Source organism: Tardiphaga sp. P4_G1, from assembly GCF_056401215.1.
On the sequence record NZ_JBFUJU010000004.1, the window covers coordinates 339513 to 360721 of the forward strand.

19 protein-coding genes are annotated in these 21209 nt (G+C 60.8%); 11 read left to right on the forward strand and 8 right to left on the reverse strand.

Annotated features, from left to right (window positions below; genetic code table 11):
• Positions 1-174: 174 nt before the first annotated feature.
• The gene (locus tag AC1DUY_RS12010; RefSeq protein ID WP_231077522.1) at positions 175-1956 is read left to right on the forward strand and encodes an adenylate/guanylate cyclase domain-containing protein; all 1782 of its coding nucleotides are present in this window, start codon (positions 175-177) and stop codon (positions 1954-1956) included.
• Positions 1957-2120: 164 nt separating this feature from the next.
• Here the strand turns inward: AC1DUY_RS12010 and AC1DUY_RS12015 are convergent, their stop codons facing one another.
• Positions 2121-2303, reverse strand: a complete 183-nt coding sequence (locus AC1DUY_RS12015) for a hypothetical protein (protein WP_309946426.1) — start codon at positions 2301-2303, stop codon at positions 2121-2123.
• A gap of 270 nt (positions 2304-2573) precedes the next feature.
• Here AC1DUY_RS12015 and AC1DUY_RS12020 point away from each other — a divergent pair, with 270 nt between their 5' ends.
• The 3 genes from AC1DUY_RS12020 (at position 2574) to AC1DUY_RS12030 (ending at position 4618) form a co-directional block, all read left to right on the forward strand.
• Entirely contained in the window at positions 2574-3050 is a 477-nt protein-coding gene (locus AC1DUY_RS12020; RefSeq protein WP_478114461.1) for a hypothetical protein, read from the forward strand.
• A 92-nt stretch (positions 3051-3142) separates the two neighbouring features.
• Positions 3143-3793 carry a glutathione S-transferase family protein gene (locus tag AC1DUY_RS12025; RefSeq protein WP_478114463.1) on the forward strand — a complete coding sequence of 217 codons (651 nt, stop codon included), beginning with the start codon at positions 3143-3145 and terminating at the stop codon, positions 3791-3793.
• Between the two features lie 45 nt (positions 3794-3838).
• Positions 3839-4618: an enoyl-CoA hydratase/isomerase family protein gene (locus AC1DUY_RS12030; protein ID WP_478114465.1), complete on the forward strand. Its 780-nt coding sequence runs from the start codon at positions 3839-3841 to the stop codon at positions 4616-4618.
• Positions 4619-4624: 6 nt separating this feature from the next.
• On the opposite strand, the gene AC1DUY_RS12035 is transcribed toward AC1DUY_RS12030, so the two are convergent.
• Genes AC1DUY_RS12035 through AC1DUY_RS12045 form a run of 3 tightly spaced genes read right to left on the reverse strand, consistent with a single transcriptional unit; the run spans position 4625 to position 9011 of the window.
• Entirely contained in the window at positions 4625-5590 is a 966-nt protein-coding gene (locus AC1DUY_RS12035; RefSeq protein WP_478114467.1) for a metallophosphoesterase, read from the reverse strand.
• Positions 5591-5597: 7 nt separating this feature from the next.
• On the reverse strand, positions 5598-6029 hold the full coding sequence (locus AC1DUY_RS12040; protein ID WP_478114469.1) for a GlcG/HbpS family heme-binding protein: 432 nt from the start codon (positions 6027-6029) through the stop codon (positions 5598-5600).
• Positions 6030-6041: 12 nt separating this feature from the next.
• On the reverse strand, positions 6042-9011 hold the full coding sequence (locus AC1DUY_RS12045; RefSeq protein WP_478114471.1) for an FAD-binding and (Fe-S)-binding domain-containing protein: 2970 nt from the start codon (positions 9009-9011) through the stop codon (positions 6042-6044).
• A gap of 232 nt (positions 9012-9243) precedes the next feature.
• On the opposite strand from AC1DUY_RS12045, the gene AC1DUY_RS12050 reads away from it, so the two are divergent.
• From AC1DUY_RS12050 to AC1DUY_RS12070, 5 genes are all read left to right on the forward strand, one after another.
• Positions 9244-10443: a pyridoxal-phosphate-dependent aminotransferase family protein gene (locus AC1DUY_RS12050; protein WP_441276807.1), complete on the forward strand. Its 1200-nt coding sequence runs from the start codon at positions 9244-9246 to the stop codon at positions 10441-10443.
• Positions 10444-10554: 111 nt separating this feature from the next.
• The gene (locus AC1DUY_RS12055) at positions 10555-11352 is read left to right on the forward strand and encodes an enoyl-CoA hydratase/isomerase family protein (RefSeq protein WP_441276808.1); all 798 of its coding nucleotides are present in this window, start codon (positions 10555-10557) and stop codon (positions 11350-11352) included.
• 187 nt (positions 11353-11539) lie between these two features.
• Complete coding sequence (locus AC1DUY_RS12060; protein ID WP_120290508.1) at positions 11540-12547, forward strand: Bug family tripartite tricarboxylate transporter substrate binding protein; 1008 nt, start codon at positions 11540-11542, stop codon at positions 12545-12547.
• A gap of 163 nt (positions 12548-12710) precedes the next feature.
• On the forward strand, positions 12711-13253 hold the full coding sequence (locus tag AC1DUY_RS12065; protein ID WP_441276809.1) for a tripartite tricarboxylate transporter TctB family protein: 543 nt from the start codon (positions 12711-12713) through the stop codon (positions 13251-13253).
• 10 nt (positions 13254-13263) lie between these two features.
• Positions 13264-14781, forward strand: coding sequence for a tripartite tricarboxylate transporter permease (locus tag AC1DUY_RS12070; RefSeq protein WP_478114474.1), 1518 nt, complete (start codon positions 13264-13266; stop codon positions 14779-14781).
• Between the two features lie 29 nt (positions 14782-14810).
• On the opposite strand, the gene AC1DUY_RS12075 is transcribed toward AC1DUY_RS12070, so the two are convergent.
• Entirely contained in the window at positions 14811-15740 is a 930-nt protein-coding gene (locus AC1DUY_RS12075; RefSeq protein ID WP_478114476.1) for a glycosyltransferase family 2 protein, read from the reverse strand.
• A 122-nt stretch (positions 15741-15862) separates the two neighbouring features.
• The gene (locus tag AC1DUY_RS12080) at positions 15863-17056 is read right to left on the reverse strand and encodes a CaiB/BaiF CoA transferase family protein (RefSeq protein WP_478114478.1); all 1194 of its coding nucleotides are present in this window, start codon (positions 17054-17056) and stop codon (positions 15863-15865) included.
• Positions 17057-17304: 248 nt separating this feature from the next.
• On the opposite strand from AC1DUY_RS12080, the gene AC1DUY_RS12085 reads away from it, so the two are divergent.
• Together AC1DUY_RS12085 and AC1DUY_RS12090 are read left to right on the forward strand one after the other, a co-directional pair.
• Positions 17305-17439, forward strand: a complete 135-nt coding sequence (locus AC1DUY_RS12085) for a hypothetical protein (protein WP_441229136.1) — start codon at positions 17305-17307, stop codon at positions 17437-17439.
• Positions 17440-17970: 531 nt separating this feature from the next.
• On the forward strand, positions 17971-18777 hold the full coding sequence (locus tag AC1DUY_RS12090; protein WP_441229137.1) for an SDR family oxidoreductase: 807 nt from the start codon (positions 17971-17973) through the stop codon (positions 18775-18777).
• A gap of 12 nt (positions 18778-18789) precedes the next feature.
• On the opposite strand, the gene AC1DUY_RS12095 is transcribed toward AC1DUY_RS12090, so the two are convergent.
• A complete protein-coding gene (locus AC1DUY_RS12095) occupies positions 18790-19935 on the reverse strand; it encodes a glycosyltransferase (RefSeq protein WP_441229138.1) in 1146 nt (381 codons plus the stop codon).
• Positions 19936-20041: 106 nt separating this feature from the next.
• The gene (gene gmd / locus AC1DUY_RS12100) at positions 20042-21133 is read right to left on the reverse strand and encodes a GDP-mannose 4,6-dehydratase (RefSeq protein WP_441229139.1); all 1092 of its coding nucleotides are present in this window, start codon (positions 21131-21133) and stop codon (positions 20042-20044) included.
• Positions 21134-21209 lie beyond the last annotated feature (76 nt).

A 21209-nucleotide genomic window follows, 5' to 3' on the forward strand; every position in this document is an offset into this window, starting at 1 on the left:
GACAATCATTGGGCGCGCAAGAGTTAGCTTTCAGGGCGTACCCGACTTCACCGCCCGTCCTGATTGATCGTAGCGCGGCAAATGGACCTGTTTTGAACATTGTACCTAGCGGAACAGCCACCGCCTATGCTTTGGTAGAGGCAGATAGTTTTTCACCGAGCCAGGGAGCGTTTTTTGCCCGGCGAGCGCGTGGAACGGCGACTGGCGGCTGTGCTGGCGGCGGATGTCGCCGGCTATAGCCGGTTGATGGGTCATGCCGAGGAGCGCACGCTTGCGGAGCTAAAGACGTTTCGAAAGACGCTTGTCGATCCCAGGATCGCCACGCACTGCGGTCGCATCGTCAAGACCACTGGCGATGGCATGCTGGTCGAATTCGCCAGTGCTGTCGATGCAGCGCGCTGTTCGGTGGAAATCCAACAAGAGATGGCTCAACAAAACGCCGCCGTTCCGCCGGAACTCAGGATTGAATTTCGCATCGGCATACACGTTGGGGACATCATCATCGACGACAACGATATTTTCGGGGATGGTGTCAACATCGCAGCCCGTCTTGAGGGAATTGCCGAGCCAGGCGGCATCTGCATCTCCGATGATGCACACAGGCAAATTCGCGGCAAGCTCGACGTCGCCTTCGACGACATCGGCGAGCAGACTTTAAAGAATATTGCCGAGCCAATGCGCGTATGGCTCATACGGCTTGCCCGCGAGAGCGCTCCTGCGATCCCGTCAAATTCGTCTGCGAAACAAGTTCGAGATCTAGCGCTACCTGACAAACCGTCCATCGTCGTCCTGCCGTTCGACAACATGTCCGCGGAGGCGGGGCAGGATTACCTTGCTGATGGTATCGTCGAGGCAATTACCGCAGCTCTTTCGTGCATTCGCTCTTTTTTCGTCATCGCCCGTAGCTCAGCGTTCACCTATAAGGGCCGCGCGATAAATGCGCGCAACGTTGGTAAGGAGTTGGGCGTTGCTTATTTGCTTGAGGGTAGCGTGCAGAAAGTCGGCAATCGCCTCCGCATTATCGTTCAGCTAATCGAAACCGAGGGAGGGGCACACGTTTGGAGCTCACGCTTTGACGGCGCAGTCGACGAGTTCTTTGACCTCGAAGACCGAATAACGGAGCAGGTGGCAGGCGCTCTACAGCCCTCCATCCGCATTGCCGAGATTGAGCGGTCGCGACGCAAACGGCCGCAAGACCTGAGCAGCTATGACTATACTATGAGAGCGATGCCTCATGTCTGGGCGTTGGAGAAGGAAGAAAGCGCTAAAGCGATTGAACTCCTCGAAAAGGCGCTCGCGATTGATCCCGAATATCCCCTAGCTTTGTCGCTTGCTGGTTGGTGCCACGCCCAGCGCTCGGTCTATAACTGGGCGGACGACATCGTTGGAAGCCAGGCAATGGCGCGATCGCTCGCCGAGCGGGCAGCAGAGATGAGTGGCGATGACCCTATCATTCTGGCGGTACTCGGCGCAGTGCACACATTTGTACGCAACCATGGAACCGCGCGTATACTGCTTGAGCGAGCCGTCAGCCTCGACCCCAACGCTGCATGGGCCTGGAGTAGGCTCGGATGGCTAGAGAACTATGCCGATCAGCCTCAGAAGGCGATTGACAATTTCGAGCGCGCTCTGCGCCTGAGCCCGATTGATCCAATGAATTTCAACAACTATGTAGGAATAGCCTCTGCGCATGAAGTAGCGCAAGAATACGACAAGGCTGCCGCGTTCTATAGGCGCGCCCTCGAAGAACGGCCAAACGCTAGTTGGATTTATCGCAATTTGGCGTCGGTCCTGTCGGGAGCCGGCCGGGTCGGCGAAGCTAAACAAGCATTCGAGGAGTTGATGCTTACTTACCCCGATCTGACGATTTCAAAATTCAAACAGGCAATGGTGTTTTCGCCTGCTGTTCTGAACCGTATGGCAGAAAACCTCCGAAAGCTCGGGTTGCCTGACTAGGACGACCGGAGAGAGCCGGCCGGCATCGATACCTTTCCGAGCACATCTCGATGAGTTGACTTCCGCTTGTGGCACTTTCGGACCTGAGGCGATGTCCGACCTGAGTCCGTTATCGGCACTTAAGCGGACGTCCGCCGTCCGCTCCAAGTTTATGGGTTCACGCCCTAGTGAGGCATCCGCATCGTTGTCGCCTGATCGCTCGCCTCGTGTTGCTCAAGGCGATCGGCTTCCTGGCGGTATGCGTGCGATGCTTCGACAAGTCGCGTGACGGTGACGGCATCCATAATGGTCTTTGCCAACCGTTCGGCACGGATCGCTTGTTCTCTGAGATACTGAACCCTGGTCATCTGTTGCCCTCACACTTGCTGATACAAGTTGAGTCAATTTTGATCGTTCCCAGCCTGTCCCCTGATGCTTAACGGACCGTAAGCGGCGCTGGATTCGCAGTGAAGATTGTCCTGATTGTGGTAAACGCGGCGGCGTCGACCCTAATACTCCCGCGCAAACGGACATTCACGTTAAGCCCGAACATTTCGYCTGAGGTGGTAGGCCTGTAAATCGCCTTCACCCTCGTTATTCGCGCCGTTGCTATCCCCGGTTCAAACGGGGAGATCGCAATGTCGGAGAATGCAGGCGTCGCCAAGCGGCTGGAGAAATTTCCGGCGTTCGACGGCTTCCGGGGGATTGGCGTGGTGGTGTTTACCCAATCACGCGTTTGCTGCTACGCGAACGGGCCAAGACCGGCCGCATCTCCTTTCAAGGACTTCTATATGCGCCGGGCGCTGCGCATCTTCCCGGTCTATTACCTCGCGGTGCTCGTCTGCTACTTCATCTTCAGATTGGGTCCGGCGCATACGCTGAGCCTTCTGACCTACACGTTCAATTTCTATCATCCACTGCATGCGGTGCCGAACCCGCTGGAACACACCTGGTCATTGTCGGTGGAGGAGCGTTTCCGCTGGCCGCATCAGTTGCAACCGAGGCGCGAAGCCGTCGTGATCGGCCTCGGTGACGTGCGCGTGGTGATGGGTGTCGTCGGATCGGGACGGGCGAAGCCGGTTTGCCGGGACCATGTAGCGAAGGGCAAGTCTTGACGAAGAAGGGCAAGACTTGACGAAGCGTCGCGGCTGCTTCTCATTGGCTGGCAGCACGGCGATAGTCCATGCCTGCTTGGAGGTCTCGCCCGATGATCACGCTCTATCACTGCGCCCGCGCGCGCTCGTTCCGCCCGCTATGGACGCTTGAAGAGCTCGGGCTGCCCTATGAGCTGAAGATGCTGCCGTTCCCGCCGCGTGTCTTTGCGAAGGAATATCTCGGCATCAATCCGCTCGGCACCATCCCGCTGATGCTCGATGGCGAGACCCGGATGACGGAATCGGCGGCGATCGCGCAATATCTCGTCACCAAACATGGCCCGACGCCGCTGGCCGTCGGCATTGACGAGCCGGACTACGGCGCGTTCCTGAACTGGCTGCATTTCGGCGAGGCCACGCTGACCTTCCCGCAGGCGCTGGTGCTGCGTTATTCGAAGCTCGAGCCGGAGGAGCGCCGTCATCCGCAGGTGGTCGAGGACTATTCGAAGTTCTTTCTTGGACGGTTGCGTATGATCGAGACCATCACCACCGGCAAAGACTATGTCTGCGCCGGCCGTTTCACCGCCGCGGACGTTTCCGTCGGCTATGCACTGCTGCTGGCCAATCGCCTCGGGCTTGCATCGCAATTCGGGCCGAGCGTCACAGCCTATTGGGCGCGCTTGCAGCAGCGCGAGGGCTACCTGAGTGCGGTTGAGTCCGAGAACCGCGCCGGCGACGCGCTGGGTTTGGCGCGCCGCTTCTAAGTCGCTATACCGACCGAACCATATTCAAAACGAGCGAGCAGACCGATGGCCAATGATAGCGTAATCTTGGAGAAGAAGGGCGCCGCACTCTGGATCACCATCAACCGGCCGGAGAAGCGCAATGCCATGAATGGCGATGTCATCGCCGGCATCGCCAACGGCTATCGCACCGCCCACGAGGATGCGGGTGTACGGGTGATCGTTCTGACCGGCGCGGGCGAGAAGGCGTTCTGCGCCGGCGCTGATCTGGCGAATGCGGGTGCGGCCTTCTCGATGGATTTCTCCAAGCCCAATGGCGATCTCGCCGATCTCATGCGGCTGTCGCAAAATGCCACCAAGCCCGCCATTGCGCGCGTTAACGGCGTCTGCATGGCCGGTGGCATGGGTTTGCTCTGCATGACCGACATGGCGGTGGCCGCGGACAACGTGATCTTCGGTTTGCCCGAGGTGAAGGTCGGCGTGTTTCCCATGCAGGTGCTGGCGCTGCTGCAGTCCATTGCGCCACGCCGCCTGGTCAATGAATGGTGTATCACCGGCGAGTCGTTCGACGCGCAGACCGCGCTTGGCGCTGGCCTGCTGAATCACGTGGTGCCGGCGGCCGAGCTCGACAGCAAGGTCGACTGGCTGATCGCGCGCATCACCGACAAGTCGCCGACCGCGATCCGCCGCGGCAAATATGCGATGCGCGCCATCGCCGCGATGTCGTTCGACGAGAGCATCGCCTATACCGAAAGCCAGATCGCGCTCCTGTCGATGACTGAGGATGCGAAAGAAGGCCTCAAGGCCTTTGGCGAGAAGCGCAAGCCGGTGTGGCCGGGTAAATAGGGTGCTTCACGCCGTGCGTTTCAGCCGGTGCAGCGTTACTTCCGGCGGGCAATTCAGCCGCACCGGGAGCAGACTGGTGCCGACGCCGACGGACGTATAGCCGACCATGCCCTCATGGCGCCACGCACCGTTGCCCATATGACGCGGCAACACGGCCTCCAGCTTGATGGCGTAGCCGCCGGGCAGGCAGAGCTGGCCGCCATGGGTGTGGCCGCTCAGCATCAGATCGAAATTGTGCTCGGCCGCCTCGGCATAGGTCTCCGGCGTGTGCGACAGCAGGATCGAGAAGGCGTCCGTCGGAATTTGCGATGCGACTTTGGGGATATCGTCAGCAAGGTAGAAATGCGGATCGTCGACACCTGCGAGATAGATCCTCTCGTCGCCGCGAGCGATCGTCTCGCATTCGTTGAACATCATGCGGATGCCCATGGCTTCCAGCGCCGGCGTCATGCGGATGCTGTCGTGATTGCCGAGAACGCCATAGACGGGATCGCGCAGCCTCGCGCGGAGTTCGCCGACACCTTCGGTGGCGCGCTGATATGGCCCATAGGTCTTGCCGCGATAGTCGCCCGTCAGCACACAGATGTCGTAATCAAGATCGCCGACGAAGGAGATCAGGTGGCGCAGCGCAGCCTCGCTGAGATCGACGTGGAGATCGCTGATATGCAGGATCGTGAAGCCGTCGAACGCGGCGGGCAGGCGTGGTGAGGCGACGATATTCTCGCGCACCAACACGCGGTTGGCCTCGCGGCGGGCGCGGCCATAGAGGCCGGCGAGTTGCAGCACGGTGCGGACGATCGGTGGTGCGGTGAGCCAGTTCTCCAGATTGAAGAACAAGCGGCCCTGGCCGAACAGCTGGTGATCGCGATGGGTCTCGATCTCCAGCCGTGCCTTCACATGCGCATCCCCGATACGGTCGATCAGCGGGCGCAGCGCGCTGTCGTCGATCGGGGGATGCGGTGGCTGAGTCAACGTCGATCTAGCCGGTCGAGGCCTTGAGGCCGGCCGCCTCGATGCCCGCGACGGCTGCGATCTCGTCATTGTCCGATGTATCGCCGGAGATGCCGATGGCACCGAGCAGGCTGCCCGATGCGTCATGAATGAGAACGCCGCCCGGCACCGGGATCAGCGCGCCGCGCGCCATGGTATTCACGGCATCGATGAAGAACGGCTGTTCCTCGGCACGCTTGAGCAAAGCCCTCGAGCCGAGCCCCATGGCCAATGCGCCATAGGCTTTTCCGTGGGCGACTTCGCCGCGCATCAGGCTGGTGCCATCCTGCGCGATGGTGGCCTTCACGCAGCCGCGAGCGTCGAGCACCGTGATGACCGTGGGCTTGAGCTTCATCTCGATCACCTTGGCGAGAGCGCCATCGATGATCTTGCGGGCTGTATCGAGGGTGAGGTCGGCCATATCGGTTGTTTCCTAGTTGAGCGTGGAAGAATGGACGTTTGTTGTCGCGCCGTCGAGGCTCATGGCCAGCACGCGCGCGACATGCAGCGCATGGCGTGAGGCGCCGTCAGCGATCTGGTGCCGGCAGGATGTGCCGTCGGCGACGATCAGCGTATCGGCGTCGGCCTTGCGCACGGCGGGTAACAAGGACGCTTCGGCCATCTGAATCGAGACGTCATAGGTGTCGGCACCATAGCCGAACGCGCCCGCCATGCCGCAGCAACTGGATTCGATGGTCTCGACCTTCAGATCCGGGATCAGGCGCAAGGCCTGTTCGACCGGCTTGAACGCACCGAACGACTTTTGATGGCAATGGCCATGCACTATCGCTTTCGGCGCGATCGGCTTCAGCGGCAGTTGCAGCCGGCCGGCCTCGGCTTCGCGGACCAGGAATTCCTCGAACAGCATGGCGTGCGCGCTGACGCTCCTGGCCGTATCGTCGGAACGTAGCGACAGCAATTCATCGCGTAGCGTCAGCAGGCAACTCGGCTCCAGCCCGACGATGGGGACGCCGCGTGCCGCGAAGGGCGCATAGGTGGCGACGAGACGGTCGAGTTCGGCGCGGGCCTGATCGACAAGGCCTGCCGAAAGGAAGGTACGGCCGCAGCACAGGGCACGACTGCTGCGATCCACCGGCTTCGGCAGATGCACGCGATAGCCACCGGCGGTGAGCACGCGCAGTGCGTCGTCGAGGTTCTCGCGCTCATAAGCGCGGTTGAAGGTGTCGGCGAACAGCACGACCTCGCGGCCATCGCCGGGGCCGACGGCTTCGGCGTCCCTGTGAAACACGTCGCTGCGCCATTCCGGCAGGCTGCGTTTGGCGCTGATGCCCGCATAGCGTTCCAGCAGGTTGCGCAGCAACGGGCTCTTGTTGCGCAAATTCGCCAGCGGTGCGGCGCGTGCGGCCAGGGCAGCATAGCGCGGCAGATAGCCGACAAGGCGATCACGCAACGTGAGACCATGCTTCGTGGCGCGCGCGGCCAGAACCTCGATCTTCATCTTGGCCATATCGACGCCGGTTGGGCATTCATGGCGGCAGGCCTTGCACGACACGCAAAGTTTCATCGTGTCGGCCATGGCATCCGACGTCAGCGCATCCGGGCCAAGCTGGCCGGAGATTGCCAGCCGCAGTGTGTTGGCACGGCCGCGGGTGACGTCTTTCTCGTTGCGCGTCGCGCGATAGGACGGGCACATCACGCCGCCCTCTAACTTCCGGCATGTGCCATTGTTGTTGCACATTTCGATGGCGCCCTGGAAACCGCCGCCGGCGCCGGGCCAGGCGGACCAGTCGAGAGCAGTCTTGAGCTCGCCGACGCGATAATCCGGCGTGTAACGAAACAGCGAACGATCATCCATCTTGGGCGGATCGACGATCTTGCCGGGATTGAGGACGTTCTGCGGATCGAAGCGATGCTTCACTTCGGCAAAGTCGCTGATGATCCGCTCGCCGAACATTTCGGCGTGGAATTCCGAACGCACGAGTCCGTCGCCGTGCTCGCCGGAATGCGAGCCCTTGTATTCCCGGACCATCGCGAAGGCTTCTTCGGCGATGGCGCGCATCGCCTTGACGTCCTTGTCGAGCTTCAGGTTCAGCACCGGGCGGACATGCAGGCAGCCTTCCGAGGCGTGTGCATACATGGTGCCGGTGGTGTCGTGCTTCCTGAAGATCGCGGACAGGCGCTCGGTATAGTCGGCCAGATGCGGCAGCGGCACCGCGCAGTCCTCGATAAAGGAGACCGGCTTGCCGTCCTGCTTCATCGACATCATGACATTGAGGCCGGCCGCGCGAAACTCGGCGATGCCAGCCTGAAGCGCTGGCTCGGTGACGTCGACCACACCGCCCCATTTGCGCGGCGGGTTATTCCAGCCAAAGCCGAGATCGCCCATTAATGCGCCCAGCTCTTTCAGCTTGGCGGCATTGGCGGCCTGATCCGCTTCGGCGAACTCCACGATCAGGAGCGCATCGGGATCGCCGCGCACCGCGCTCTTGATGATCGGCTGGAACATCGCGATGTCGCGGCCGAGTGCGATCATGGTGCGGTCGACCAGTTCGACGGCGATGGGCTTGAGCTTGACCAGATGCTGGGTCGCATCCATCGCTTCATAGAAGCTGCCGAAGTGACAGACACCGAGCGCCTTGCTGCCGATGAGCGGCCACAGCTTGAGTTCGACCTGCGTGGTGAAGGCGAGGGTGCCTTCGGAGCCCACGAGGAGATGCGCCATGTTGTTGGCGGTGTTGCGCGGCGTGAGCGCATCGAGATTGTAACCGCCGACGCGGCGCTGCACCTGCGGGAAGCGCTCCGCGATTTCGGTCGCCTCGCGTTCGCCGAGCGCCAGCATGTCGCGAAACAGGGCAGGCGCATCGTCCCTGGAACTTACTTCGCCGAAATGCAGCAGGTTGCCGTCCGCCAGCGCAGCATCCATCGCGATAGTATTGTCACGCATGGTGCCGTAGCGCAGCGAGCGACCGCCGCATGAATTGTTGCCAGCCATGCCGCCGATGGTGGCGCGGGAGGCGGTGGATACATCGACCGGAAACCACAGCCCGTGTTTCTTGAGCTGCCGGTTGAGATCGTCCAGCACGATGCCGGGCTCGACGATGCAGGTGCGGTTCTCGACGTCGAGCGAGATGAGCTTGTTGAGATGCTTGGAGAGGTCGATAACGATGCCGTCATTGACGGTCTGGCCGCATTGCGAGGTACCGCCGCCGCGCGGCGTAACGATACGGCCATCGTCGCGACAGATCGCCAGCGCGCGCAGCGCCTCGTCGATGGTGCGCGGAACGACCACACCGAACGGTACGATCTGGTAGAACGAGGCATCGGTGGCATAACGGCCGCGATTGAATGGGTCGAAGAACACATCGCCGGAGACTTCACGCGCGAGCTTTGCGGCCAGCGCGCTGTCTGCAGCCGTGCTTCGAATGATTGCCGCCTTCGCCATGGATTCCCGCCTTGTCCCTCTATCGTCCTGTCTTGCATCCGGATTCCGGCTTGGCAACCCGGCGGTGCCGCGCTCCGGCAGTCGCAACAAGGAGATACGGGAGGGATAAGAAATCCTCATGGCTGCCCCACGTTTTTCTTCGGCGCTCTGGTATACCAGACGCGGGACAAGCCGTTTGAAAGGTGCTATCCGGGCGTTTCAATAAAAATGGACTCCCTGGGAAGGACGAGACATGACCGTGCACACCGGAAGGCATTTCCTGCAGATTCCTGGCCCGACCAACGTACCCGACCGGGTGCTGCGGGCGATGGATATGCCCACGCTGGACCATCGCGGTCCCGAATTCGCCGAGCTCGGCCTCCACGTCATTGCTGCGATGCAGCGTGTATTCCGGACCAAGCAGCCGGTGATCATATATCCCTCCTCGGGCACCGGCGCCTGGGAAGCCGCCATCGTCAATACGCTGTCGCCGGGCGACAAGGTGCTGATGGCCGAGACCGGCCAGTTCGCCACGCTGTGGCGGGGTCTCGCCGAGAAGTTCAAGCTCGATATCGATTTCGTGCCGGGCGACTGGCGCCACGGCGCCGATCTCGCCGAGATCGAGAAGCGTCTCGCTGCCGACAAGTCGCACGCCATCAAGGCCGTGATGATCGTGCATAACGAGACTTCGACCGGTTGCGTCACCCATCCGCAGGATGTCCGCAAGCTGCTCGATCGCGTGAAGCATCCGGCACTGCTGATGGTGGACACCGTGTCGGGCCTCGGCTCGCTCGAATATGAACATGACGCCTGGGGCATCGACGTCTCCGTCGCCGGTTCACAGAAGGGCCTGATGCTGCCGCCGGGTCTCGGCTTCAACGCCGTGTCCGACAAGGCGCTGGCGGCCTCCAAGGCCAACAGTTCGTTCCGGTCCTATTGGGACTGGGAGGAGATCATCGCCGCCAACAAGCTCGGCTCCTGGCCCTATACGCCCGCGACCAATCTGCTCTATGCGCTGAAGGAAGGCGTGGCGATGCTGGAGGAAGAGGGGCTTGATAACGTGTTCGCGCGCCACAAGCGCCACGGCGCCGCCGCCCGCGCCGCCGTCAAGGCCTGGGGCCTCGAGACGGTTTCCATCGAGTCGCATGATCACTCGCCGGCACTGACCGCTGTGCTGATGCCGGACGGGCATGACGCCGACGTGTTCCGCAAGGTGGTGCTCGAAAACTTCGACATGTCGCTCGGCACTGGTCTCAACAAGTGGAAGGGCAAGATCTTCCGCATCGGCCATATCGGCCACTTCAACGACCTGATGCTGATGGGCACGTTGTCCGGCGTCGAGATGGGTCTCGAACTCGCCAAGGTCCCGCACCGCGCTGGCGGCGTGATGGCAGCGATGGATGTGCTGACCGGAAAAAGCGTAGTGCCGATGACCAAGGCGGCGGTGGCTTGAGGCCAGCGAATTCCCGTCTTTGAGGCCTAACAATCTACTGGAGGCTGGAGCATAATCGCTCCAGCCTTTTCAACATGTTGCGGCGGAATGCTGCACCAGAGGACGAATCATATGAACGCGCCAACGCCCGCCGCTGAAGACCTGCTGTATTCCGTCGAGAACGGGATCGCGAAGATCACTTTCAATCGCCCGCAGGCGCGCAATGCCATGCTGTTCTCGATGTATGAGCGGATGGCGGAGATCTGTCAGGCGGCCAATGAGGACCGCTCGATCAAGGCGATCATCCTGACCGGCGCCGGCGACAAGGCTTTTGCCTCGGGCACCGACATCTCGCAATTCCGCGAATTCAAGACGGCCCAGGATGCGCTCGATTACGAAGCGAGGATCGACCGCGTGCTCACCGCGCTGGAGACCTGCCGGGTGCCGACCATCGCCGCGATCGCCGGTGCCTGCACCGGGGGCGGCGCCGGCATTGCCGCCTGCTGCGACCTGCGCATCGGTACGGCTGCCACGCGCATGGGCTTCCCGATTGCCCGCACCCTCGGCAACTGCCTGTCGATGTCCAATATCAGCCGCGTGATGGCGCTGGTCGGACCGGCCCGCACCAAGGACATGATCTTCACCGCCCGCCTCATCGAGGCTGATGAGGCGCTGGCGTTGGGTCTGATCAACGAGATCGTGCCCGATGTCGAGACGCTGCAGCGCCGTGCGCTGGAACTCGCGCAACTGGTGGCCAGCCATGCGCCGATCACCCTCGAAGTGACCAAGGAAGCCGTGCGCCGGCTGCGCCCGACCCTGACCCGCGAGGAGGGCAAGGATCTCGTGCTCAAGGCCTATATGAGCGAGGATTTCCGCGAGGGCATGGATGCCTTCCTGAACAAGCGCAAGCCGAAGTGGCAGGGGAAATAACGGGCGGGCGGCGGTCTCGGGCGATCGCCTCATTCCGCCGCCCGGCAGCTAAACAGGGTGCCGGCCCCTGACCAAAGTCGGCCTTCGCATGCGCGGGACATGCTTGAAGTCACGGTCAATACCCCGCACAATAGAACCAACGAAAAGTGGCGGGCAGCCAACGTCCGCGTCTACAGGGAAGAAACCAATGTCCAAGTCGATCAGGGCCACAGCTGCGCTTGCAGCCGTGCTCGCCAGCGCGCCCATCCTCTCATTGGCCACGTCGCCGGCCACGGCCTGGGAGCCCACGAAGCCCGTCGAAATCGTGGTTGCAGCGGGCGCCGGTGGCGCATCCGACCAGATGGCGCGCATGATGCAGGCTGCGATCCAGAAGAACAATCTGATGAAGGCGCCGGTGGTGGTGTCGCTCAAGGGTGGCGCATCCGGTGCGGAAGCGCTGATCTACATGAAGTCCAGCGAGGGCGACGCCAACAAGGTGCTGATCGCCTATTCGCTGATCTACATGCTGCCGCTGTCCGCCAAGATTCCGTTCAACTGGCGCGACCTCACACCGGTGTCCGTCGTCGCGATGGACCAGTTCGTGCTGTGGGACAATGCGGGTGGCGCCAAGACGGTGAAGGAATTCATCGCGGCGGCCAAGGCTGCATCGTCGCCGTTCAAGATGGGCGGCACCGGATCCAAGCGTGAAGACCATGTGCTGACCGTGTTCATGGAAAAGCAGACCGGCGCCAAGTTTTCCTATCTGCCCTACAAGTCGGGCGGCGAGGCGGCGACGCAGCTGGTCGGCAATCACACCGAAGCCAACGTCAATAACCCCAGCGAGAATCTCGAAGTCTGGCGCGCCGGCCAGGTGCGCGCGCTCTGCGTGTTCGACAAGGAACGCATCTCCTACAAGACCAAGGTCACCGAGACGCAGTCGTGGAACGACATCCCGACCTGCAAGGAAGAGGGCCTCGACGTGCAGTATCTGATGCTGCGCGCCATGTTCCTGCCCGGCAAGGTGACGCCCGAGCAGCAGGCTTTCTATGTCGACCTGTTCGAGAAGGTGACCAAGACGGCCGAATACAAGGACTACATGGAGAAGCAGGCGCTGAAGCCGATCTTCCTGAAGGGGCCGGAGATGCTCAAGTTCCTCGAAGAGGACGATGCGCTCAACAAGTCGCTGATGACCGAAGCGGGATTCGTGGCGAAGTAAGCCAATGACTGTCATGCCCCGCGAAAGCGGGGCATCCAGTAAACATCGACAGCGAGAAAGCCACTGACGGCTCCGCATACTGGATCACCCGCTTTCGCGGGTGATGACAAGTTTCTTTGATGTACGAGTGTGCATCCTTTCTCCATCCTCAGAAACCTTGCCCATGTCCAACACCGACCTCGAAATCATCGTCGAAGATCCGACCGCTCCGGAGGACGACTCGCCCTCCGTCGTCAGCACGCGCACCGTCGAGATCATCGTCTCGCTGGTCCTGCTGGCACTGGCCATCGTGCTTGGCTTTGACAACTGGCGCACCGGCATCGCTTGGGATTCCACCGGGCCTCAGCCCGGCTATTTCCCGTTCTATCTCTCGGTCATTCTCGGCGGCGCCAGCCTTTACGGGCTGATCACGACGTTCTTCGCCCGCAGTGGCGGTTCCGACACTTTCGTCACCCGCGCACAATTGCGGCGCGTGGCGCTGGTGTTCATTCCCACCGCACTGTTTTGTCTCGCCACGCAGTTTCTCGGCATCTATGTCGCGAGTTTCGTGCTGATCGCCGGCTTCATGCGCATGGTCGGCAAGATCGCGCTGTGGAAGTCGCTGCTCACCGCCTTCGTGTTCACCGCGATCATGTTCGTCACCTTCGATGTCGCCTTCGACGTCATCATGCCGAAGGGGCCGATCGAATCGGCTCTCGGTCGCTAGGACTACTGAAATGGAAGCGTTCGGACTGTTGATGCACGGCTTCGCCGTGCTGATGACCTGGAAGATCATCTCGCTGATGGTCGTCGGTCTCGTGCTCGGCATTTTTGTCGGCGTGCTGCCGGGCCTCGGCGGCCCCAACGGCGTCGCCATTCTGTTGCCGCTGACCTTCACCATGGATCCGACCTCGGCCATCGTGATGCTGTCCTGCATCTATTGGGGCGCGCTGTTCGGCGGCGCCATCACCTCGATCCTGTTCAATATCCCCGGCGAGGCGTGGTCGGTGGCCACGACCTTCGACGGCTATCCGATGGCGCAGCAGGGCAAGGCTGCGGAAGCACTTACGGCGGCGTTTACCTCGTCCTTCATCGGGTCGCTGGTGGCGGTGATGCTGATCACATTCCTGGCGCCGATGATCTCATCCTTCGCGCTGAAATTCGGGCCGCCGGAATTCTTTGCGGTCTATCTTCTGACCTTCTGCTCCTTCGTCGGCCTCGGCCGCGAGGCCAAGCACAAGACCGTCATCTCGATGGCGCTGGGCCTGCTGATCGCCGGCATCGGCATGGACACGGTGTCGGGCAATCTGCGCATGACCTTCGGCTCGGACAATCTCCTGCGCGGCATCAACTTCCTCGTCGCGGTGATCGGCCTGTTCGGCATCAGCGAAATCCTGCTCACCATGGAAGAGCGCCTCGCGCTGCGCGGACACGCCGCCAAGATCAGCCTGCGTACGGTGCTCAAGGTCTGGATGGATCTGCCGAAATACTGGGTGACGCTGCTGCGTTCGTCGGTGATCGGCTGCTGGCTCGGCATCACACCGGGTGGCGCTATTGCGGCGTCCTTCATGGGCTACAATCTCGCCAAGCGCTTCTCCAAGGATCCCGAAAGCTTCGGCAAGGGGCGCATCGAAGGCGTATTCGCGCCGGAGACCGCGGCGCACGCGTCGGGCACCGCAGCGCTGCTGCCGATGCTGGCGCTCGGCATTCCCGGTTCCGGCACCGCGGCGATCCTGCTCGGCGGCCTGATGGTGTGGGGGCTCAATCCCGGACCGCTGTTGTTCGTCGAGCACAAGGACTTTGTGTGGGGGCTGATTGCCTCGATGTATCTCGGTAATGTGGTCGGTCTCGTCATCGTGTTGACGACCGTTCCGGTCTTCGCCTCGATCCTGCGCGTGCCGTTTGCGGCAGTGGCTCCGATGATCGTGGTGTCCTGTGCTATCGGCGCCTATGCGATCCAGAATGCCATGTTCGACATCTGGCTGATGCTGGGCTTCGGCGTCGTCGGCTATGTGTTCAAGAAGATCGGTATTCCGCTGGCGCCATTCACGCTGGCACTGGTGCTCGGCAGCCGCGCTGAGGATGCATTCCGCCTCGCTATGATCGGCTCCGGCGGCAGCGTGGGCGTGTTCTGGTCCAATGGCCTCGTCGGCACCATCACTACGCTGGCGATTACGCTACTGTTCTGGCCACTGATCGATCGTGCCTTTATGGCCGTTGCGCGCATCTGGCGGCCGACGCCGGTGACGACGTAAGTCGTGCTCGCGCCTGGCTGGATGGAGGCCTAATCCGGCAGTGACGGCTGCGCCAGATATGCCAGCAGCTTTATCTCGCGGCGTCCGCGGGTGACAGTGTCGAGCACGAGGCCCGACGAAAATGAGAGCACGCCGACGATCATCAGGCCAGTCGAGAGCACGGCGGTGGGCAGCCGAGGCACCAACCCTGTTTCCAGATAGGTGACGGTGACGGGAATCGCGAGGCCGATCGAGACGATGCCGAAAAACAGGCCAATTGTGCCGAAGAAGCGCAGCGGCTTTTCCGAACGATAGAGCTTCATGATGGTGCCGAGGATCCGGAAACCGTCCTTCCACGTGCTGAGCTTGCTGATGGAGCCCTGCGGTCGCGCGAAATACGACGTCTCGATTTCAGCGACCGGCAGTGCGAGCTGCAGCGCATGAACGCTCAGTTCGGTCTCGATCTCGAAACCATCGGACAGCACCGGGAAGGATTTGACGAAGCGTCTCGAGAATACGCGATAGCCTGACAGCACATCTTTGAAGTTCTGACCGAACGTCATTGACAGAAAGCCGGTGAGCAGTGAGTTGCCGGTACGGTGGCCAAGGCGATAGGCGGCAACCTGCTGCTCGATGCGGCGGCCGACGACCATGTCGAGGCGATCGTTTAACAGCGCTTCGATCATGGTTGGTGCGGATGTCGCGTCGTAGGTCGCATCGCCATCGACGAGAACGTAGACATCGGCATCGACGTCACCGAACATGCGGCGGACGACATGACCCTTGCCTTGACGCGGCTCGCTGCGAACAATCGCACCCGCCTGCGAGGCTACTTCGCGCGTGTGATCTCTCGAGTTGTTGTCGTAGACATAAATCGTGGCGGCCGGCAGCGCCCTGCGGAAATCGTTCACGACCGTCGCGACTGCGACCTCTTCATTGAAGCAGGGGATCAGGATAGCCACGCGGGGCGGTGCGGTCATGGAGCCTTCCTGCGGGTTCGAGGGGCAGCACGATCTCCGATCGACTGCGCCTGGACGAAGATGTGCTCCCGATTAATGCAGCCTATGGCGTTAATTTTCACAGTATTTGACAGCTCGCCGCCTCAGACCACCTTGCCTTGTCGCAATTCGGCGATCTCTTCGGCGCCAAAGCCAAATTCGGCGAGTAGCTCCTCCGTCTGCTCGCCGACTTCTGGCGGCCGCGCGGCCATGTGGCTCGGCGTGCGTGACAGCGTGAAGGGCTGACCGACCAGCCTGATTTTGCGGTTCTGGTCGTTGGGAACGTCCTGCGCTAGGCCGAGGTGCTTGACCTGCGCATCGGCGAACATCTGGTCGACGGAGTAGATCGGACCGCAGGGCACGCCGGCGGCATTGAGGTCGTTGACCCATTCCTCTGTCGACCGCTTCTCGGTGCAGGCGCTGATCGCGGCGTTGAGTGCGTCGCGATTCTTCGAGCGGGCAGGGCCGGTGGCGTAATCGGGATGGGTGATCAGTTCGGGGGCGCCGATCGCCTGGGCGCAGCGCTCCCAGATCTTGCCGCCGGTGGTGGCGATGTTGATGTAGCCGTCGGAGGTCTTGAACACGCCGGTGGGAATGCTGGTCGGGTGGTTGTTGCCGGCCTGCTTGGGCACGTCCTGTTCCATCAGCCAGCGGGCGGCCTGGAAATCCAGCATGAAGATCTGGGCCTGCAACAGCGAGGTCTGGACCCACTGGCCCTGGCCGGAGACGTCGCGTTCCAGCAGGGCTGTAAGCACGCCCAGCGCGCAGAACAGCCCGGCGGTGAGATCAGCCACGGGAATGCCGACCCGCATCGGGCCTTCGCCGGGGGCGCCTGTGATCGACATCAACCCGCCCATGCCCTGGGCGATCTGATCGAAGCCCGGTCGCTTGTGATAGGGGCCGTCCTGGCCGAAGCCGGAGATACTGCCGTAGACGATGCCGGGATTGATCGCCTTCAGGCTCTCATAATCGATGCCGAGCCGGGCCTTAACATCCGGTCGGAAATTCTCGACCACGACATCGGCTTTCTCGACCAGGCGTTTGAACACCGCGAGACCGCGCGGGTCCTTCAGGTTCAGGGTCATGGCCCGCTTGTTGCGGTGCAGGTTCTGGAAGTCCGAGCCCTGCCGCGGGCCGCCGGGCTGTTCTCCCGCGGCGTCGTCGCTCAGCGCATCGATCTTGATGACATTGGCCCCCCAATCCGCGAACTGCCGCACCGCTGTCGGGCCCGAGCGGATCCGGGTGAGGTCGAGAACGGTAAAGCGGGAGAGGGCCTGCGAGGCACGCGGGAAGGGCATTCAGAAGGCTCCGGGATGACGTAAGGTTGGGCCGAGACATTACCTTTCGCGCAAACCGGCGGGCTTGTCATGCCCCTGCAACCGCCAGCGAGGCGTACAGCCATGCCCTCTCTGCGTAAAGTCCATGCAACCGGGATGTCACAACCGGTTGCAATTGCGCTCCGAACGCACGCAACAACTTGCCCCTCGATCTAACCGGTTGATTGCTAAGGTATTATTTGGAGTTTTGCGTATGTTTGGGTATTCTTTTGGGACTTATCGTTTTCGCGGTCGGCTACACGCTGGCGATGCGGGTCATGGCCGGCAGGGCGGACTTGCATGGCGAGTTTATTCAGACGGACGAGCGGATTGCCGTGGCCGCGCCGTCGCTTCTGGCCACGTAGCAAGCTATCTGCCGAAGGGATTATTGCCTGTAACGCGCCGGTAGTTAGGGGCCCGGCCCGACGAAAACATATGTGGTGCCTTTGGCGAAGCCGGAGCGTTGTCATGCCGGGCGCGCTGCAACGAGTGAGGGGCACCGTACGGAGAATTGTGCTCTCTTAAGATGGCATGCGCGCTGAAATAGGCTTGCGAAGTATTCTCATCATAGCCGATTGGCTGTGATGGAAGCGCTTTGATTTGGCGTGTGCCTAAAGCTCTCGGCAGCCGATAGATACCGCGCTATCGCTGTGCCTATCTTGTCAGTGAGAATGTGGCTAGGCGCACCATCGCTGTACAATAGCTTCGCTTTTATTCCGCCTCAGTCAGTGATTGGGCGCGACGGGGCGTTAACGCCTCGGCATCAATCTGGCTACGCGCAATTGCATTCGAGCCATTTATCATGCCGCTCGGTGAAACTACGATGGCGCTCCGGATCAAGGCGACAGATGGCGGGAAGAATGACAAAGAGCATAGTTCTAGGGGCGAGTGGTATCGTGGGCCACTATATCGTCGAGCGTCTTGTCGCAGATGGCCAGCGGCCCCTTGCTGTATCGCGTAAACAGCGTCGGGCGGTTGATGCCGATTGGCTAGTCGCGGATCTGGCGGTGCCGACGTCATTGGACTTGACTGAAGTCAGCACACTCTATTGCACGGCCCACGTCGGACTTTTAGCGGAATCGCTTCCTCACTTTGTGATTCCGAACCTCAAGCGGGTGGTAGCTTTCACCTCGACCAGCATAGTGACCAAGCGAAACTCTGAAATCGCTGAGGAGCGAGCACACGTCCGTCATTGGGAAGAAGCGGAGCGACGAGTAATTGAAGTTTGCGAGCGACTTGGCATTGTCTGGACGGTATTGCGGCCGACCATCATCTATGCGGAGGGGCGCGATGCCAATATCACCAGGCTTGCGCGATTGATTCAAAAGATCAGTTTCATGCCGCTTGCGGGCACGGGCGCTGGCCTGCGGCAGCCAGTGCATGCAGAAGATCTGGCCATTGGCGCCATCGCAGCTGCTCGAAGTCCGGCTGCAGAAAACAAAATCTACGCTGTGCCCGGCACCGAGATCCTCAGCTATCGCGAAATGATAGGACGTATTTTTGACGGATTGCACAAACGGCGTTGCATTGTTTCCGTCCCGCCATTCCTATGGCGCGCGGCATTTGCGTTGGCTGGCCCCTTCGTTCCCAACGCAAACGTGGCAATGGGGATGCGAATGTCCCAAGACATGATCTTCGACCCGAAGCCTGCCATCGCCGATTTTGACTGGAGTCCACGACCGTTTCGACCGGTGTTCAGGTAAGGACCGGAGTATCTAGCTTTTTGCCGCGAGGCTTGAACGCCTTGCCAGCAAGGCATCAGCATATACCAATGCCATCCTTAGCCGAAATGTCCTCTGATCGAATTCCTCGAATGCGCGCGCTTGACCCGCTGAACCCAGTCGTTGCGCAAATGCCGGATCGTCTAAAATGCGATTCAGCGCCGAGGCGAGTGCCTGTGCGTTGCGCGGTGGGACTGTTAGAGCCTCTTTGCCATGCCGAGCGACAAGGGGGACGGTGGTCGTCAGCATCGTATTAACCACCGGCAAGCCGGCCGCCATGGCTTCGACCTGAACAATTCCGAACGCTTCCGCGTCCGTAACCGAAGGGAATGCAAATACCTGTGCTGCATGAAATAGCCGGTGGATTTCGTCTCTCTCCAGTCGCCCGGCGAAACGTATTCGGTCGGCCACGCCAAGTTCAATTGCCAGTTTCTGTAGATTGGACAGTAGTGGGCCTTCTCCTATGATCGTAGCGTGTCCATCGATTTGGCGCATGGCGTGCAGGAGAACGTCGTAACCTTTGTAACCGACCAAACGTCCAAGGCAGACGATATGACGTGGCATGGCTTGCTGTTCACCGGCGATCGCCGTGTTCTCGGGAGACGCTTTCCGCCAGTATTCCAGATCCATGCCGTAGGGCATAATCACGCATTTGCCCGCATGGGGCCGAAGGAATTCGGAGCCGTCGATGATCGGTTGCCCGGAGACGACGATACGATCGGCGCGCGCGAGTACAGAGCGCAGCATTGGTGACACAAGCTTCTTGAGCAACGAGTAACCTACGATGTCGGCGTGCCAATAGACGACCAAAGCGACGTGTTTCGGCAGGCCAAGTAGGATTGCTGCATCGTTGAGCGGGAACGGGGCGTGGTGAACGACGAGGTCGGCGGTGCGCGTGTGGCCGATAAGGATCGGGATGTAAGCCGGTGCCAGGGGCATGGAGAACAATGTGCCAAGCGAGGCAACTGCTTCGACAGCAGTGCCATCAATCGTATAGCTACGCGCTGTACCTGATCGCCGTGCGCAAAGGATGGAATGTTCCTCGCCCGACCGTGCGCCAGCTGTCAGATGAGAGATGACAGCCGGTATTCCGCCTTCTATGTCTGGCCGATAGATCTTGTAGGAATGTAAGATACGCAACTGTCTGTCCCACAGCTATCCCCTCTGTGGGGAGTATCGCGTTGGCAGGTTATCGGCTGCTGGTGACCCGCAGGCGCAGCGCATCCGCTGCAACAGCAGCCAGCACCTATTCGTGATGGTTGAAAAAGCGAAAGCCGTGCTTCTTCACAAGCTCATCACGTTCGGCAAGCTTCAGATCCTCGCGCATCATTTCGCTCACCAGTTCGCGGAACGGTGTCTTCGGCGACCATCCGAGCTGTCGCTTTGCCTTGGAGGCGTCGCCCAGCAATGTCTCGACTTCAGCAGGGCGGAAATAGCGAGGGTCGATTGCCACGATGCACTGCCCTGTCTCTGCATCGTAGCCTCTTTCCTCGACGCCTTCACCGGCCCAGCGCACCTTGATGCCAACTTCCTCCGCGGCATAGCTGACGAAATCCCGGACGGAATACTGTTCGCCGGTGGCGATCACGTAGTCCTCAGCCTTTTCCTGCTGCAACATTAGCCACTGCATTTCGACATAGTCGCGGGCGTGTCCCCAGTCACGCTTGGCGTCGAGATTGCCAAGATGCACACGATCTTGCAGGCCCAACTTAATGCGCGCCAGCGCACGGGTAATCTTGCGCGTCACGAATGTCTCGCCGCGTAGTGGCGACTCGTGGTTGAATAGAATGCCATTGCATGCGTACATGCCGTAGGCTTCACGGTAATTCACCGTGATCCAATAGGCGTAAAGCTTGGCGACGGCATAGGGGGACCGCGGGTAGAATGGCGTAGTTTCCCTCTGCGGCGTTTCCTGTACGAGCCCATACAATTCGGACGTCGAGGCCTGATAGAAACGAGATTTGTTCTCCAGGCCGAGAATGCGCAGCGCTTCAAGAATGCGGAGCGTGCCGAGGGCATCGGAATTCGCTGTATATTCCGGTTCCTCGAATGACACTGCGACATGGCTCTGCGCTGCCAGATTGTAGACCTCGTCTGGCTGCACTTCCTCGACGATTCGGATCAAACTGGAAGAATCCGTCAGATCGCCGTGGTGTAGAGTGAAGTCCAGACCCTTCTCGTGAGGGTCGTGGTAGAGATGGTCGATGCGGTCGGTATTAATAAGCGACGTCCGGCGCTTGATGCCGTGAACCGAGTAACCCTTGGTCAACAGCAGCTCCGCCAGATAGGCACCGTCCTGTCCAGTAACGCCTGTGATCAATGCGGTCTTCTTTTTCATCGAACAAGCTCTCTCGATTGTGGGCCGGTCGCACGGTCACCAAAGCGTAGTAATTTACCCGGGCAAAAATGACAGG